This window comes from Pandoraea sp. 64-18 (genome assembly GCF_001899225.1).
Classification (GTDB): domain Bacteria; phylum Pseudomonadota; class Gammaproteobacteria; order Burkholderiales; family Burkholderiaceae; genus Pandoraea; species Pandoraea cepalis.
The window spans coordinates 74,593-89,888 of the sequence record NZ_MKVU01000022.1 but is presented as its reverse complement, the minus strand read 5'-3'; the positions used below and the strand labels follow the sequence as shown (position 1 = coordinate 89,888).

The following is a 15,296-nucleotide window of genomic DNA, read 5'->3' as shown; positions in this document are numbered from 1 at the left end:
ATGGCCGATACCGGTCACGCGCGAAGGGCAGTTTCTGACCCTTCCCGGATGTTCTCTGTTGGCTGCCTTAAATGTCTCTTGTCGGAGATAGACGGTCATCCGAATGCACATCCCCTGACGAAGGAGGGCGGCCGCGATCGGCCATTCTCTGCAACAGCGCGAGCATACCCCTCGTCCCTCAATGAGCATTAACCATCAGCGTCAACAGTCCACGCTAGAAAGACTTCATGCTCGATGGGAAGCTGGCTTTTGCCGCAGTGACGATCCACTTTCTGAACGCCCTGACGGCTTCGTCGTCCGCACGATCCACATTGACGACCATGGTGTAATCGGGGCCGCGCCAAACCGGTCCATGCAATGGACACACGAGCCTCCCCGCGGCGATCTCGCGCTCGATGAGGGGCAGCGACGCCAGGGTAACGCCGAGGCCTTCCGTCGCTGCGGCTAACTGCAGAAACACGTGATCGAAATTGAGATGGCGTACACCCCGCATGGTCGGCTCGCCCGCCTCCCGTACCCATTCAGACCATGCTGTGTGCGTGCTCGTCGAATGCAGCCATGTGTGGTTGCGCAAATCGGCGACGGCCCGGAGCGGACGACTGACCAAAGCCTTTGGACTGCATGCGGGCAAGCGCAGGTCGGGCATCAGGATCGATGACTTGAGGCCGGCCGCGTCTTCGGGGCCGGAGCGCACGCCGACGTCGAATGCATCGCTGACATAGCGGAGCCGGCGCGAAGTGGTCGAAAGCCTCACATCGACGTCCGGATACAGCGCCTGGAAATCTGCCAGCCTGGGAATAAGCCAGCACAGCGCAAAGCTCGCCAACGCATTCACGCGTACCACACCCCTGATTCGACGCGTGATCGATTCCCGTCGCAATAGGCCCACCGAATTGCCCAGCTGCGCGAACGCGCCGTTGACATCGCCGAGCAATGTGGTTCCCTCGTCGGTGGGCACGACGCCGCGCGCGCGACGCTCGAACAACGGAACGCCGAACCAGTCTTCCAGCATGCGGATTTGCTTACCCACCGCCCAATGCGTCACATGAAGCTCGTTCGCCGCACCCGCGAAGCTGCCGAGACGGGCCACCGCCTCGAAGTACCGCAAGGCATTCAAGGGGGGTAACTTTTCGGTATCCGCGGCGACGCGCTTCCTGGTACTCATAGGTGACTTTTTCTCCCGTCCGAGGCAATTTTATGTCAGTTGTTGCACGGGTGGGGCGACCGTACACTTCGGTCTGGCTTGCAACGATATGCGCGACGTGACTCGCACGTGCGCGCCCTGGTCCAACGAATGCGACTTCTCTTCCTCTCCGCGCAGGCGACGAACACAGCCGAGTGCCCCGATCCGACCCGCTCCGCGCAACGCAAACGCGTTTTATGGCTCTCGTGCACGGCACACGCGTTGCACGACGGCTACACCGACATGATCTACGCGCTGTTGCCTACATGGCAGGCGGATTTCGGCCTCGGCTACGGCGCGCTCGCGCTGTTGCGCGGCATCTACGCGGGCACCATGGCGACGCTGCAAGTGCCTGCCGGCAGCCTGGTACGCTTGCTTGGCACGCGCGCGACGCTCGCGATCGGCACGCTGCTCGCCGCGCTAGGCTATGCCCTCGCGGGCATGTCGGGCTCTTTGCTGGGGCTATGCGTTGCGCTCGCCGTGTCGGGTTGCGGATCGAGCACGCAGCATCCGCTCGGGTCGGGCGCTGTGTCGCGTGCATACGGACGCGACGCCCGCGCTCCGCTCAGTGTCTATAACTTTGCAGGCGATCTCGGCAAATCCGCGCTGCCCGCGGCCGTTTCGCTGCTGATTAACTTCATGCCGTGGCGTCATGCGCTGTGGGCGATGTCGACCATCGGCATTCTGGTCGCGCTGGTCATCGCACTTTTCCTCCCTTCGGTGTGCAGAATCGAATCGGAAGCCGAAGCGACGGCCGGCGAAGCCACGAAAAGTTCGCGAAGCGGATTCTCGCTGCTGTTTGCGATCGGCGTGCTCGATACCGCTGTGCGGATGGGCTTGCTCACGTTTCTGCCGTTTCTCCTGCGCTCGAAAGGCATCTCGCCTCAGATGATGGGTACGGCGCTGGCGCTGGTGTTCATCGGCGGCGCGGCGGGCAAGTTCGCTTGCGGCGCGCTCGGCGCGCGGGTCGGCGTGATCGGAGCGGTGTTCACCACCGAAGGCGCCACCGCGCTGCTGATTCTCGCCCTGATCTGGCTGCCGCTCGCGCCCGCGACGATCTTGCTGCCGCTGCTCGGCGTGATGCTCAACGGCACGTCGTCGGTGCTTTATGGGACGGTACCCGAACTCGCGCCGGCCGGTCGCACCGAGCGGGCATTCGCGCTCTTCTACACCGGCACGATCGCATCGGGGGCACTCGCTCCGATCGCGTACGGACTGGTGGGCGATCGGATCGGCGTGCACGGTGCGACGATCGTGACCGCCGCCACCGCGCTTGTCATCTTTCCGTTAGCGCTTGCGCTTCGCCGTCATCTAAGCACGACGTGAGTTGCCAAGTACGAGCGATGCTCAACACATCAGGAAGCCTACGACAATGCATGACACTCCGACAATCGCCCTGGTGGGCCCTGGCGCAATCGGCGCTACCGTTGCCGCTGCGCTTCACGAAGCAGGCCGTACTCCGGCGCTATTCGGGCGCACCGCACACGACCATCTGCACGTGCGATTCGACGGCGGACAGATTTGCGTGCCTGGGCCCGTGCGGACAAATCCGGCCGGCATCGAAACGACGTTCGATCTCGTCTTCGTCGCGGTGAAGACGACGCAGGTCGAAGCTGCGTCGACGTGGTTGTCCGCGTTGTGCGGTGAGAAGACTGTGGTTTGCGTGTTGCAGAACGGCGTGGAACAAAGGGATCAATTCGCGCCTTACGTGTCGAAAGACCGTGTGCTGCCTTCGGTGGTCTGGTTTCCCGCTCAACGGAAAGTCGATGCCTCGGTGTGGCTGCATGCGAAGCCGAGACTCACATTGCCGGACACGCCGGCGGCCCAGGCCGTCGTGACGGCGTTGCGCGACACCCGCTGTTCCGTGGATGTGACCGAGGACTTCACCAGCATCGCGTGGCGCAAACTGCTTCAGAACGCAGTCGCCGGATTGATGGTTCTGACGGGCCGCCGCGCCGGCATGTATTCCCGCGCCGATATCGAACACCTGTCGCTCGCGTATCTGAAGGAGTGCATCGAGGTCGCTCGTGCGGAAGGCGCGGCACTAGGCGATGAGGTCATGCGAGAAATCGTCGATGGATTCCGGCGCGCGCCACCCGATCTTGGCACATCGATCCTCGCCGACCGGCAAGCAGGCCGGCCGCTCGAATGGGATAGCCGGAACGGCGTCATACAGCGTTGCGGCCGCGCGCGTGACATCGCCACGCCGGTCAGCGATCTAATCGTGCCGCTGCTGGCGGCGGCGAGCGATGGACCAGGTTAGGCTCAGCACGGCCGTCTGTGTTCGATCCATGCGTCCAAGAGCCGGATCGGACGTTGACGGGTTTCGAAGTCAACCGGGCATCCGAGTGTCCGGCCTTTAATTCAGGCGAACGGCAGAAGCTGCCCGGTACCTGCCCGATGGCAACGGCGGATGTTGGCGGGACGCCCGATCAACGGGATGTTAAGTCGGGAAGATCTCCATCTTCCCTCGGGCAAGTCCACGCTGGATTGTCGCTAAATCGGGTATTCCAAAATCCGCAAAAATCGGTAGTCTGTGAGGCTTCGGCGAATCATGGATCCTCGCTGCACGAAAGCAATCATCCGGATATCTCCATGACTGAACCTCGTTTCACATTCCTTGACCAGCACGAATGGGAAAAATGGTTGACTCAGAACGGCGGTACGTCGACCGGGATATGGCTACGTCTTGCCAAGAAGGGCACCGGGCTGCAGACATTGACGTATGAGCAGGCGCTGGAAAGTGCCCTTTGTCATGGCTGGATCGACGGTCAAAAGCAGACGGAAAGTGATGAATACTGGTTGCAGCGCTTCACGCGACGCTCCGCAAAAAGTATCTGGTCCCGGCTCAACAAAGAGCGGGCCGAAACGCTGATCGCCGCAGGCAGAATGCTGCCTTCTGGCATGCGGGAAATCGAGAGAGCCAAAGCGGACGGCCGCTGGGAGGCAGCCTATACCTCGCCCAGTAACTCGGTCGTGCCGGACGACCTGCAGGTCGCACTGGATGCCAATCCCAAGGCCAGCGAGTTCTTTGCAACGCTGAGCGGCCGAAACCGCTATGCGATCCTGTTTCGGATACAGAACGCCAAAACGCCCGCGACGCGGAGGCGCAGGATCGAGGAGTTCATCGGCATGCTGAATCGCGGTGAAACCATTCATCCCTAAGCCGGGCAGTTCAACATCCAAGCAAAGTCGCCGGACGATGCCGCGCGCAGGGTGGGCAACCTGCTGCGCGCGCCTCGTGCCGTGCGTCGAGGCCCCGACGCTGCTATTGGGTCGTGCGGAGATGGGGCGAAGCGTTACGCTTCGCAACCACGCGCGAGCGAGCAGATCAGGTCGAGACCGTCTCCAGTTGAATGCCCCTTGTTTCAACGCCGAAGAACCAAACACATGCGGCGGCAATGCCGAAACAAACCGCCCCGAACAGAAATACGGCGTCGCTCGTTGACCACGTGACGATCGCTCCCACGAGGGTCGGGCCCAACAACGCGCCAATTCGACCGCAGAACGAGGCGTATCCACACCCCGTGGCGCGCGCCCGCGAAGGAAACAATTCCGGTGTATAGGCATAGAGGACCGCCCACATACCAAATGCGAAGAATTGCATGCTCGCCCCTGCGACATAACTCGACCACTGGTCGGCCCCGGCCTGCAACACCTGGCCGAAAACATAGGTGGCGAGCGCGCCGCCAACGAGGGTGCCGACGCACGTCAACTTTCGCCCTAGACGTTCTACCGACCACGCCGCGACGAGGAAGCCGGGAATGCCGCCGAGCGAGATACAGACCGTGAACAGAACGGACTGCGTGACGGCGACCCCGCTCGCCTGCTGCAGCGCGCCAAGCCATGTATTCAAACCGTAGAATCCGAGAAGCGCGAAGAACCAGAGCGTACCGACGACCAGCGCGCGAACGCGGTAGTTCGCCGACCAGATGACTCGCATGCCGCGTTCTTCGGGCAGACTCTCCGAGGCGATCGGTGGAACGTGGGGCAGGACATTCAGGTGAAGTCGGCGCATGACCGACTGCTCCACGCGCGCCACAACCGCATCAGCTTCGGCATACCGTCCCTGCGATTCGAGCCAACGAGGTGACTCCGGTACATAGCGGCGAATGACAAACAGGAACAGCGCGGGCACGGCCTCCAGGGCGAACAAGACGCGCCAACCGTGGTGCGCCAGCACGTAGTAGGAAAGCAGTCCGGCACTGATGAAAGCGATAGGCCAATTACCGTCCATCAACGCCAGATACTTACCTCGCTTGTCGGTGGGAATGAACTCCGACAGCAAGGTTTGCGCGAGCGGTAACTCCATTCCCATGCCGATCCCGAGCAGTAACCGGTACGCACTCAACTCGACCGGCCCCGATGCGACGGCACAGAGCACGCTGCCCAATCCCCAGACCACCATACTGATCTGAAACACCGGCTTTCGTCCGAAGCGGTCGGCAGCAATGCCCGAGCAGATTGCGCCGATCGCCATGCCGACGAAGCTCGCACTTCCGATCATCCCGGCCTGCACATTGGTAAGTGCGAAGTCGGCCTTGATCGATCCGAGCACGAACGTCATGGTGGCCAGATCGATATTGTCGAAGAAGAATGCCAGCGCTATGACGAGAAACAACCAACGGTGATACCCGCAGATGGGCAGCCGCTCCAGGCGTTGGGCCGCCGTTACACGACCGACTTCAATCGATTGCATTTTCATTCAACCTCCTCCGTTTTGACCGATCTCGTGGAATGTGTCAGTACCGGAGATCGGTACTGACATCCATCAATGTGGGCCGCCAAAACTAGTGAGGCGCGCGGGAAAATGTCGTATGCAATCGGAGTTACGCCAAGATGATGCTGCGGGATCACGTGGCATGCGTGCAACGCAAGCGACGGCGCGCGTCTCCATACTGCCCAACGCGATTATTTCGTGCGACTGAAGCGATGAGGATCGAACGCTCCTTCCGGGAGGCCCGACACGCACGCCCCTCGCTCGAATGGATAGCGAAGATAAGGTGCTTGAGGCTGGCCCGGCGGCGAATACTGGCCGTCTGCGAGAATGCGCTTCTTCGCGCTGAGGTTCTCGATCTGACATCGGATGGCCACGATCTGATTCGCGGCCCCCGGTTCGATGGCGGTGTAGTCGTTTTCCGGACGAAACTTCCCCAATGCCTGGTTCTGATGCGCAATCACGTCCTGTGTTTCCATGCGGGTGAAAGCTTTGCATCGCGCGATGACGCTGTAGTACTCAAGACTGGTGTTCTGCCCTTTGGGTGCCTTGAGCAATGCGATGGGTCGATCGATCACGATAACAATGTGCGGATCTTCCTGGATCAGTCGTGAAAATTTTCCGAATCGCGAACAGTGAATCAGGAAGGCGTCGCCTGAAAACGTAAAGCTCTGTGGCACCACGTAGGGAAACGGCTTGTCGTTCACGGCCACACGACAGATCAGCTCGTCGCGCAAAAACGCTTCGATGGCAGGCCAATCGCTCCACGTCAGATCCGTTCGGCGCATTGTGTTATCAAGATACTCAGGCGTCATGATCCATGTCTCCTGTTGAAATGATGAGTTGTTGTTCTCGCCCGGGCCCTACCCCGATGCCCGCGACGCGACACGCCGTTGCCTCCTGGACCGCCAGGACAAATTTTTGCAATGACAAGGGAAGCAAAGAGAAGGCAAGCGGGGTATCCGGGAGGGCGTCGAAGGCGGGGAAGTGGCGGATTGTCGGAACCCACCGCCCCTCCCGTGCCTCGTCGACCAGGACGGGAATCCGACCGTCGCGTGTCTTTGAGAACAGCGACAGGCAGTCGCACTTGTTCAGATACAGTTCGTCCACGCCATGGCGCTCGACGACCGCAGCCAGCTCGGCAAGGTCGAGCCGCCCGAGACGGCGCGGCCGTCCGCTGCCGGTGCCGTATTCTCCCGTCAACAGGCGAAGGGCGACGCCGACCGCGAACTCATCCTCTGACGCCAGCATTTCGTGAGCGTCGAAACGGTCTTGTTCCTCACGCCAACCAATACCGCGCAGCTCGGCGTCTGCGCAATAGCGGGCTGACTGGTCTCCTCCGAATTCGGCGCGAAACGGCCCCGCGCCGACGCGCGAAGCAATGGCCTTCGCGACACCGATCGTCTTGCGGTGATATTGACTGGGAAGATCGCCACCGACGAAGGCAAATGCCGGCGCCGTATGACTGGCGGTGACATAAGGCTGTTGTCCGCCGGTGACGTCGAGCATTACGGACTGGGCACCTTCGAACAGAACGCGGGCCCCGCCCTTGACCCTGCGCGTAAGCCATCGCGAGTCCGCGACGACGATTGTGCTCTGTAGGTCTTGCCATGCCGCGCGCATGCCTGTGATTGCGACGGCTGTCGCGGCTAAGGCTTCCGACGAGTTGTCGTGTAAAGCCGCGTAACGCGCCATCTGCTCGAACGCGCCCGCTTCGTCGGCGACCAGATCGCGAATCTGTACCACGGTGCGTATGCCGCGCTGCCAACGCAGCGACAAGTCTGCATAGCATGGACCAATGCCGTTGCCGGTCGTGCCAATGCCAGCCCCGTGTCCGGCATCGAGATCGAGATGCACGGGCTGAATGACCGTGCAGTGTTCACTCAAGTACAGCCGCGTTGCCAGCTGACAACCGGCGTTTCGGAGCGTGGTGATCTCGTCGGAAAGTTTCGTTAGATTGACGACGCATCCGGAGCCGATGTAGAGCAGCTTTCCCGAATGAAATACGCCTGAAGGCACCTGGGCGAGTCGAGCGCTTGCGCGTGGCGTCTGCACCGTGTGGCCTGCGTTCGCACCACCATTGAAGCGGGCAACGATGTCGTAATCGGCCGCAAGCATGTCGACGATCTTGGCTTTTCCCTCATCGCCGTATTGCAGGCCGACAAGAACATCGGCATATCCCGAGCCGGCGCTCATGAGGCGAGGGCGAACGTGGCTTCCACCTCGACGGGCGCATTGAACGGCAGACTTGCCACACCGATGGCGATACGGGCATGCGCTCCCGCCTCGCCGAAGAGCTGCGTCAGTAGTTCTGATGCCGCGTTCACGATAAACGGCGCGTCGGCAAATCCTTCGGATGTCGCGACGAATCCGCCTACCCGCAGCACGCTCTCGATGCGATCGAGGCGTCCGTCGGTGGCAACGTGGGCCCAACCAAGAAGATTCATCACGCAAAGCCTCGCCGCACTTCGTGCGTCATCGGTCGAAACGTCGGAGGGCACTTTGCCCACCCAAACGGGCACGCCATTTCGCACCGGCAATTGCCCGGAGACGATGAGCGTGTTGCCATGCAATTTGAAGGGCTTGAAAGGGGCCGGTGCCACCGTAAGGCTCGGCAATGCCAGCCCCGCTGCGGTGATGCGGTCGTAGATGTTCATGAGATCTCCAGAATGGCGCCGCGGCTGCGGCTGCCTGTCAATTCTGGATGATCCGGCAGGTGGGGAATGTAGCGGCGACGCAGACGTATATCGCGATTGCGCCAATCGACATCACGCGACTCAGGGCTTGAAAAATTCCGTCGGCGTGCAACCGAGCGCCTTGCGGAACATCGCGCTGAAAGCGCTTGTACTGTCATAGCCGAGCGACGAGGCAATGTCCGTCACGGAATGTTGCGCGCTCAGCATCTGCACGGCCACGAGCAATCGGGCTTGTTGCCGCCAGCGCGTAAAGGTCATGCCGGTCTGTTCCGGAAACAGTCGGATGATGGTGCGCTCGCTGGCGCCCACGACTCTGCTCCACGCCGCGACGGATGTCTCTTCCGAGGGATTCGAAAGAATCCACCGGCAAATGCGGGCGATGCGCTCGTCCGACGGCATGGGAAGGTGCAGCGGCTCGGTGCTCAGCGGTCGAATCTCATGAAACAGCAGATCTACGACGGCCGCATCCCGGCTATTGGGCGCATAGTCGACAGGCATCCGGGTGACGGCGTCGATGAGTTCGCGCAGCAGCGGCGACACCGACACCACGCAGCAATCGCTTGAGCGAAGCGGGGCGCGGTCGGCATCGAAATAAAGCGTGCGCATTTCGATGGCGCCGACCGCCTGCATGCAATGCCTGACGCTCGGCGGTACCCAGACAGCGCGAAGCGACGGCACGACCCAGTTGCCTTTCGCGGTGGTGACGACAATGGCACCCGTGCTTGCATAGATCAGCTGTCCACGGACGTGTTCGTGATAATCGATGAAGAAGCGATCCGGCAGGTCGCGAGCCATGCCACCCACCGGCCGCGCGATCCGCTGGTAATCGTCTCGATCCTCACTTTTTCCGAACATGGCGTAACCTCGTCATAGCTTGACACTTGTCCGCGCGCCGCGGCGTCGTGTGTCTCTTAGATTCGGAATTTGCGCCGTAACGATGCGGCGCGAGATCGACTTCCATTCCGATAAGTGAGGCTAGCATGCCGGTTTACCGTTCATTTGATCAAGAGGCGTTGGATCGTCAGTACAACGTTCGCGCGGGCATTCCCGATCATCTCGAAATTTTTTCTCGTTGGGCCCGCACTGGCGAGGCCTTCCGTCGCGCCAAGACTTTCAGGGGGGATGTCGCGTACGGCAGCGAGGCGAAGCAGACCTACGACCTGTTTCCCGCGCCGTGGCAAGGCCGGCCAACGCTCGTGTTCATTCATGGCGGCTACTGGCAATCGCTGGATAAATCCGATTTCAGCGCGCTGGCCGGTCTATATCAGGCCAACGACATCAACTTTGTGGTCGTGAACTATCGCTTGGCGCCAGAGGTACGGATGGCGGAAATCGTCGACGACAATCGCCAGGCAGTGCTGCACCTGTACCGAAATGCCGCGAGCCTCGGCATCGATCGCGACGCAATTTATGTTTGCGGCAGCTCGGCGGGCGGTCATTTGACGGCTGCATTGGCAGGCACTGACTGGGCGTCGTTCGATGCCCCCCCCAATTTGATCAAGGGGGCGTGTGCGATCAGCGGTCTTTACGACCTTGAGCCGATACGCCTGTGCTATCTGAACAAGGCGGTTCAGCTCGATGAAGATGACGTGGTCGCCTTTAGCCCGATCCATCATCTCCCTAAAGTACCGCTGGCGTACATTCTCAGTGTGGGCGGAGACGAGTCGGATGAATTTCATCGACTTCAGGCACAGTACCAAACGATACTGAACGACCACGGTCTGGACGTACGGATCGTGCGCCAGCGTGACGGCCATCATTTCGATGCCGTTGACCGAGTGGGCGAAGCGGGGAGCGATCTTTCGAGCGCGATTCTCACCATGATCAACGCCCGATAATTGCCTGTGGCATTGCGTGTCCGGCCATGCGTCGCGATCCTTCGTGATCGACGGACTGTGGTCGGTTACCGCCGCTGGCGAATGGTCGCTCCTGGCACCCTATTGCGCCGGGCGCGATTGTCACCGGTTGCCTTAAGCGAACCCTTCGGCCCGCCGACGTGTTAAAATCCTTGACTGATCAAACATTGATCCGTCAAAAAAATGGCTCCCAGTCCCAATACCCCGCATTCGGCGGGGCAGGTATTGCCGTTCCGGCAATCGATCGTGGCGATGCTCGGCCTGTGTTTCTGTACGATGATGGTGGCGCTCGACCAGACAGTGGTCGGTACCGCGCTGCCGACCATCGTCTCTGAACTCAAGGGTTTCGAGTACTACGCCTGGGTCGCAACCTCGTATCTCCTCACCTCCGTCATCACCGTGCCGATCTTCGGACGTCTCGGCGACTTCTACGGACGCAAGCCCTTCGTCGTTGCGGCCATCATCATCTTCACCGCCGCATCGGTCCTGTGCGGCGCCTCGAACAGCATGTTGTTTCTCGTCATTGCGCGCGCTCTGCAAGGTATCGGCGGCGGCATGCTCGTCGGCACCGCATTCGCCTGCATCCCCGAGCTGTTCCCCGATCCCCACGTGCGTCTGCGCTGGCAGGTCATGCTCAGTTCCGCCTTCGGAATCGCCAACGCCATCGGGCCCTCGCTCGGCGGTTTCCTCACCGAAGCCTATGGCTGGCGATCGGTTTTCTACGTCAACCTCCCCGTGGGTCTGCTCGGTCTGTGGTTTGTCGGCCGTCACCTGCCGCATATGCGCGCTGGCGGGCACGGCAAGGCGAGCCTCGACTGGCTCGGCGCCGTCCTGATCACCGCCACGCTCGGTAGCCTGCAAATGCTCGTCGAATGGCTGCCCGCCGATGGCCTCTCGCGCGGCGTGCTCATGTTGCTCGTCGTGTTGGCGATCTCGTCGTATGCGCTTTACCGGTGGGAGCGGCGCACGTCGCATCCGATCGTGCCGTTCGAAATGTTCCGCGACAAGAAACTCGCGCCACTTTTCGTGCTGTCGGCCTTCGCCGGCTTCACCATGTTCGGGGTGCTGTTCTACGCGCCATTGCTGCTCCAGGGCGGCTTCGGCCTCTCGCCGAGGGAAACGGGTCTGCTGATCACGCCGATGGTCGTGTGCATCACCGTCGGCAGCATCGTGAACGGCCGGCTCATCACGCGCCTGCCAAATCCGAACGTGATGCTCTACGGCGGCTTCTTTCTGCTCGCGCTCGCGTGCGCCGGCGTGATCACCACGCATCGCGGCACGCCGCATGCCCTGATCGCCACCTACATGCTGTTCGCCGGACTGGGCCTCGGTTTCGTCATGCCGAACCTCACCGTCTTCGCTCAGGAAGTTGCCGGGCCCGCGCACCTGGGCATCGCCACCGCGCTCATGCAATCTCTGCGCATGATCGGGGGGATGCTCGGCACGGCCATCGTCGGGACGCTCGTGAACCACAGCTACACCGGCCGCGTGACGGATGCCCTCGCCGCCAACGGCGGCACGCATTGGGTGCCGCAACTTGCCGATCCGCAGATCCTCGTCAATGCGCAATCGCAAAGCGATTTCCTGAGCGCGCTCGCACCCCTGGGGCAGAATGGCGCGCTCTTCATCGAATCGGCTCGCACGTCGCTCGTTGCCGCCATCCACAACGGGCAAATGATGTCGCTCGCTGCAGCGCTCGCCGGTCTGTGGTTCGTCAAGCGCGTGCCGCTCATTCGTCTGACGCGCGGCGCCAAGCCGCAGCCGCCCGTCGGGGAGTGACGCGATGCCCACACCGCAAAGACGCAACGTTATCCAGCAACTCGGCCAGACCTATCGGGCGATGATGCTTGCCTTCGACGCCCAGGTCGGACACCCGCTGCCGCGCTGGCGAATCATTCTCGCGCTGGCCGAGCGGGGTACCTGTTCTCAGAAGTTTCTCGCGGAACATTGCCGTCTCGATCCGGCGTCGCTCACACGTCAGTTGAAGGCGATGGAAGCGCTCGGCTGGATCTCGCGCGCGACCGATCCGCACGACAACCGTCTCACGAACGTCACGCTTACCGTCGCCGGCATGGCCGTGTACGACGAGGCGACGCCACGCCGTCAGGCCTTCTTCGACGACGCGCTCGAAGGCATGACGCCCGCCGAGATTGCAACCCTGGAAAGCGCTCTCGGTCATCTGGAAGCGCAGTTCAAGTCGGTGGCGTCGCGAGCGAAAGCGACCGATACCGACGCGAAGCCAAGTGGCGACGCGACGCGACCCGCGCACGTCGAGACGCCGACGCCGGCGTTAGCCACGTCACCCGGAAAACGCGCGTCGCGCAGTCGCGCGTAAGCGCCTCGTCGCGACGCGCCACTGCGCACATCGCGACCGTGTCGGACGTAAAAAAGCCGCCCATCGTGAGCTGCATCCCAACGGTTGGATTCGCGTCCAACCTCGCGGGGCAGTTCACATCGGGCGGCTTTTTCGTTGTAGCGCGCGCAGCAGCGGCTGAAGCGAGACGCGTTGCGTTATCGATGTACGATCAGAAGAACGTCTGCACGATGTCGACGACGTTGTAATCGCTGTCCACCACCGGCAAATGACGCCATTTGTCGAACGTGAGGCACGGATGCGAGATGTCGAACGCGATCATGTCGCCCACGCGGATGTTGTCGCCCGGGGCGATGCGCAGATACGCGTGCTGATCCATCATGCCCGTGACTTCCCAGTGCGCCGGCGTTGCCGTCGGTGCTTTGCTCTCGCCCGGACGGAACTGCAGCGCCGGTTCCGGCATGCCGGCATCGAACGCCGCGTCGCGCTTGCCGAGGGCGATGATCGCGCGCTCCGGCTCGGGAATCGATTGCACATACGCCCAGAGTTGCAGCGCCGGTTGCAGTTGCGAGCGCATCTGCTTCGCGATCGGGTTGCGCGTGGCGATCTGCGCTTGCGCGGCCTTGTAGATGCCGACGTCGTGCGTGAGATAGCAGCCCGGGCGCAACACGACGTCGAGCGGCGCCCCCACGTCCTTGTGCGCGAACTCGTCCGCGACGACGTCGTACCACGCCGAACCTGCACCCGAGAGTACCGCCGGCGTGCGCTCGATGCGACCCGCCGCCACCAGTTCGCGCGTGATGCCCACCGCGCGTTGCAGGAACGCCCGAATGTCCGCTTCGGTGCTCAGCACCCCCTCGTAGACTTCCACACCCGCGAGCTTGACCGCGTCGTGATACTGCGCCAGAGCGTCGAGCACGGCCTGCTGCTGCGCGGCGTCGCGCACCCCGGTACGGCCGCCGGTCACGCCCAGTTCGATGAGCACCTGGATCGACTGACCGCGCGCACGGAAGAACTTGCCCAGATGCTCCACCGCGGCGGCGGAGTCCACCAGACAGAAGAATTCGAAATCAGGATCCGTCAGCAAATCGGCGATCAGCGCCATGTTGCGCTTGCCGACGAGCTGGTTCGCCATGAGCACGCGTCGCACACCGTGGTGATACGCCGCGTGGGTCTGCTGCGCCGTGGCGAGCGTGATGCCCCACGCGCCCCCCTCGAGTTGTCGGCGGAACAGCTTGGGCGCCATCGTCGTCTTGCCGTGCGGGGCGAGTTTCACGCCGTACTCATGCACGAAGCGCTGCATCCACGCGAGGTTGTGACGGATCTTTTCCTCGTAGAGCACCGCCGTCGGCAGGCTCAGATCTTCGTCCAGCAGATTCCATCCCAATCCGGCCGTCGCGGACGGGGCGAGCGGGACTTCCATCGCCCCCAGACCCTTGTTGAGGGTATCGATCATGCCGTGCTGATAGTTTGTATCATTCATTGGGAATCATCTCCGTGACGATGCGGATAGGGCCGCTGGATGCCTCCTATAATAGCTTTTAATTCCCTGTGTTTGACAATTTTGTTATAAAGTACCAAAAAAGTTGCCAAACCTATCAGCAAGGCACCCCGGCACGGCGTCGTGGGGGCCACATGGACCCGAGAGATGCCCGAAACCTTCGATATCGTGACGCGCGTTGCCGAGCGCACCGACGCGCTGAGCCAGGCGGAACGCAAGGTCGCGCAGGTGGTGCTGGACGATGTCGCCGGCGCGGCAGCGGTGTCGATCAACGTGCTGGCCGAGCGCGCGGGCGTGAGCGAGGCGAGCGTGACGCGTTTCGCCAAGGCGATGGGCTGCCGCGACGTGCGCGATCTCAAGCTGCGTCTGGCGCAAGCCGCCGTCGTCGGACAGCGCTTTTTCGGCGCGAACGCGGCGAGCGGGCCGGACGGCTCGACGGAAACCATCGACCGCATTGCCGACGATATCCAGACGACGTTGCAGTTGCATCGCAGCCTCATCAAGCCGGACACCGCGCGTCGCGCGGCGGCCCGGTTGCTGTCGGCGCGCATGGTGTACGCGTTCGGAATGGGGGGCGGCTCGTCGCTGATGGCCGATGAAGCGCGTTACCGGCTTGTCCGGCTCGGACGCCCGGTCGCGACCTATCAGGACGCCGTGCTCGCCCGCATGGTTGCCAGCACGCTCGGGCGCGACGACGTGGTGCTCGCCTTCTCGGTGAGCGGCCACACGCCGGAGCTGGTCTCGGCCTGCGAGATCGCCCGCGAGTACGGCGCGCAGGTGGTGGCGGTCACGGCGACCGGCTCGCCGCTCGCGGCGCTGGCCGACGAGGTGCTGCCGATCCGTGCGCTGGAAACGGATTTCATTTTCAAGCCGTCGTCGTCGCGCTACGCGATGCTGCTGGCGATGGACGTGCTGGCCACGGAACTGGCGTTGCTCGCCAAGCCGCAGAGCCAGGCGCTGTTGCGGCGGATCAAGTACGTGCTCGATACGCATCGGGGCGGCGGTGATCGCCAGCCCCTGGGAGACTGA

Annotated in this window: 14 protein-coding genes; 7 read left to right on the top strand and 7 right to left on the bottom strand. The window is 62.3% G+C overall.

The window, feature by feature from the left end; genetic code table 11:
• Positions 1–214: 214 nt before the first annotated feature.
• Complete coding sequence (locus BGP02_RS20690) at positions 215–1,165, bottom strand: LysR substrate-binding domain-containing protein (protein WP_286799150.1); 951 nt, start codon at positions 1,163–1,165, stop codon at positions 215–217.
• 129 nt (positions 1,166–1,294) lie between these two features.
• Between BGP02_RS20690 and BGP02_RS20685 the strand changes: the two genes are divergently transcribed.
• The 3 genes from BGP02_RS20685 (at position 1,295) to BGP02_RS20675 (ending at position 4,348) form a co-directional block, all read left to right on the top strand.
• Positions 1,295–2,509, top strand: coding sequence for an MFS transporter (locus BGP02_RS20685; RefSeq protein WP_286799149.1), 1,215 nt, complete (start codon positions 1,295–1,297; stop codon positions 2,507–2,509).
• 46 nt (positions 2,510–2,555) lie between these two features.
• Positions 2,556–3,446 (top strand): oxidoreductase, encoded by an 891-nt coding sequence (locus BGP02_RS20680; protein ID WP_286799147.1) that lies wholly within the window; start codon positions 2,556–2,558, stop codon positions 3,444–3,446.
• A gap of 332 nt (positions 3,447–3,778) precedes the next feature.
• Positions 3,779–4,348, top strand: a complete 570-nt coding sequence (locus tag BGP02_RS20675; RefSeq protein WP_286799146.1) for a YdeI/OmpD-associated family protein — start codon at positions 3,779–3,781, stop codon at positions 4,346–4,348.
• 166 nt (positions 4,349–4,514) lie between these two features.
• Here BGP02_RS20675 and BGP02_RS20670 read toward each other — a convergent pair whose 3' ends face one another.
• From BGP02_RS20670 to BGP02_RS20650, 5 genes are all read right to left on the bottom strand, one after another.
• The gene (locus tag BGP02_RS20670; RefSeq protein WP_286799145.1) at positions 4,515–5,888 is read right to left on the bottom strand and encodes an MFS transporter; all 1,374 of its coding nucleotides are present in this window, start codon (positions 5,886–5,888) and stop codon (positions 4,515–4,517) included.
• A 206-nt stretch (positions 5,889–6,094) separates the two neighbouring features.
• Positions 6,095–6,715 (bottom strand): pyridoxamine 5'-phosphate oxidase family protein, encoded by a 621-nt coding sequence (locus BGP02_RS20665; protein WP_286799144.1) that lies wholly within the window; start codon positions 6,713–6,715, stop codon positions 6,095–6,097.
• Complete coding sequence (locus tag BGP02_RS20660) at positions 6,705–8,096, bottom strand: adenylosuccinate synthetase (RefSeq protein WP_286799143.1); 1,392 nt, start codon at positions 8,094–8,096, stop codon at positions 6,705–6,707. The genes BGP02_RS20665 and BGP02_RS20660 overlap by 11 nt, the downstream gene beginning before the upstream one ends.
• The gene (locus BGP02_RS20655; RefSeq protein WP_286799141.1) at positions 8,093–8,557 is read right to left on the bottom strand and encodes a RidA family protein; all 465 of its coding nucleotides are present in this window, start codon (positions 8,555–8,557) and stop codon (positions 8,093–8,095) included. Before BGP02_RS20655 ends, BGP02_RS20660 begins: the two co-directional genes overlap by 4 nt.
• 120 nt (positions 8,558–8,677) lie before the next feature.
• Positions 8,678–9,451, bottom strand: coding sequence for an AraC family transcriptional regulator (locus BGP02_RS20650; RefSeq protein ID WP_286799140.1), 774 nt, complete (start codon positions 9,449–9,451; stop codon positions 8,678–8,680).
• A gap of 125 nt (positions 9,452–9,576) precedes the next feature.
• On the opposite strand from BGP02_RS20650, the gene BGP02_RS20645 reads away from it, so the two are divergent.
• From BGP02_RS20645 to BGP02_RS20635, 3 genes are all read left to right on the top strand, one after another.
• Complete coding sequence (locus BGP02_RS20645) at positions 9,577–10,434, top strand: alpha/beta hydrolase (RefSeq protein ID WP_286799139.1); 858 nt, start codon at positions 9,577–9,579, stop codon at positions 10,432–10,434.
• A gap of 201 nt (positions 10,435–10,635) precedes the next feature.
• Positions 10,636–12,231 (top strand): MDR family MFS transporter, encoded by a 1,596-nt coding sequence (locus BGP02_RS20640; RefSeq protein ID WP_286799138.1) that lies wholly within the window; start codon positions 10,636–10,638, stop codon positions 12,229–12,231.
• A 4-nt stretch (positions 12,232–12,235) separates the two neighbouring features.
• Entirely contained in the window at positions 12,236–12,787 is a 552-nt protein-coding gene (locus BGP02_RS20635; protein WP_353744121.1) for a MarR family winged helix-turn-helix transcriptional regulator, read from the top strand.
• A 190-nt stretch (positions 12,788–12,977) separates the two neighbouring features.
• Here BGP02_RS20635 and BGP02_RS20630 read toward each other — a convergent pair whose 3' ends face one another.
• A complete protein-coding gene (locus tag BGP02_RS20630) occupies positions 12,978–14,249 on the bottom strand; it encodes an amino acid deaminase (protein ID WP_286799136.1) in 1,272 nt (423 codons plus the stop codon).
• A gap of 165 nt (positions 14,250–14,414) precedes the next feature.
• On the opposite strand from BGP02_RS20630, the gene BGP02_RS20625 reads away from it, so the two are divergent.
• Positions 14,415–15,296 (top strand): MurR/RpiR family transcriptional regulator, encoded by an 882-nt coding sequence (locus BGP02_RS20625; RefSeq protein ID WP_017235550.1) that lies wholly within the window; start codon positions 14,415–14,417, stop codon positions 15,294–15,296.

Coding starts and splice junctions, on each gene's coding strand:
- BGP02_RS20690 (WP_286799150.1), bottom strand. CDS start 1,165: ATGAGTACCAGGAAGCGCGTCGCCGCGGATACCGAAAAGTTACCCCCC.
- BGP02_RS20685 (WP_286799149.1), top strand. CDS start 1,295: ATGCGACTTCTCTTCCTCTCCGCGCAGGCGACGAACACAGCCGAGTGC.
- BGP02_RS20680 (WP_286799147.1), top strand. CDS start 2,556: ATGCATGACACTCCGACAATCGCCCTGGTGGGCCCTGGCGCAATCGGC.
- BGP02_RS20675 (WP_286799146.1), top strand. CDS start 3,779: ATGACTGAACCTCGTTTCACATTCCTTGACCAGCACGAATGGGAAAAA.
- BGP02_RS20670 (WP_286799145.1), bottom strand. CDS start 5,888: ATGAAAATGCAATCGATTGAAGTCGGTCGTGTAACGGCGGCCCAACGC.
- BGP02_RS20665 (WP_286799144.1), bottom strand. CDS start 6,715: ATGACGCCTGAGTATCTTGATAACACAATGCGCCGAACGGATCTGACG.
- BGP02_RS20660 (WP_286799143.1), bottom strand. CDS start 8,096: ATGAGCGCCGGCTCGGGATATGCCGATGTTCTTGTCGGCCTGCAATAC.
- BGP02_RS20655 (WP_286799141.1), bottom strand. CDS start 8,557: ATGAACATCTACGACCGCATCACCGCAGCGGGGCTGGCATTGCCGAGC.
- BGP02_RS20650 (WP_286799140.1), bottom strand. CDS start 9,451: ATGTTCGGAAAAAGTGAGGATCGAGACGATTACCAGCGGATCGCGCGG.
- BGP02_RS20645 (WP_286799139.1), top strand. CDS start 9,577: ATGCCGGTTTACCGTTCATTTGATCAAGAGGCGTTGGATCGTCAGTAC.
- BGP02_RS20640 (WP_286799138.1), top strand. CDS start 10,636: ATGGCTCCCAGTCCCAATACCCCGCATTCGGCGGGGCAGGTATTGCCG.
- BGP02_RS20635 (WP_353744121.1), top strand. CDS start 12,236: ATGCCCACACCGCAAAGACGCAACGTTATCCAGCAACTCGGCCAGACC.
- BGP02_RS20630 (WP_286799136.1), bottom strand. CDS start 14,249: ATGAATGATACAAACTATCAGCACGGCATGATCGATACCCTCAACAAG.
- BGP02_RS20625 (WP_017235550.1), top strand. CDS start 14,415: ATGCCCGAAACCTTCGATATCGTGACGCGCGTTGCCGAGCGCACCGAC.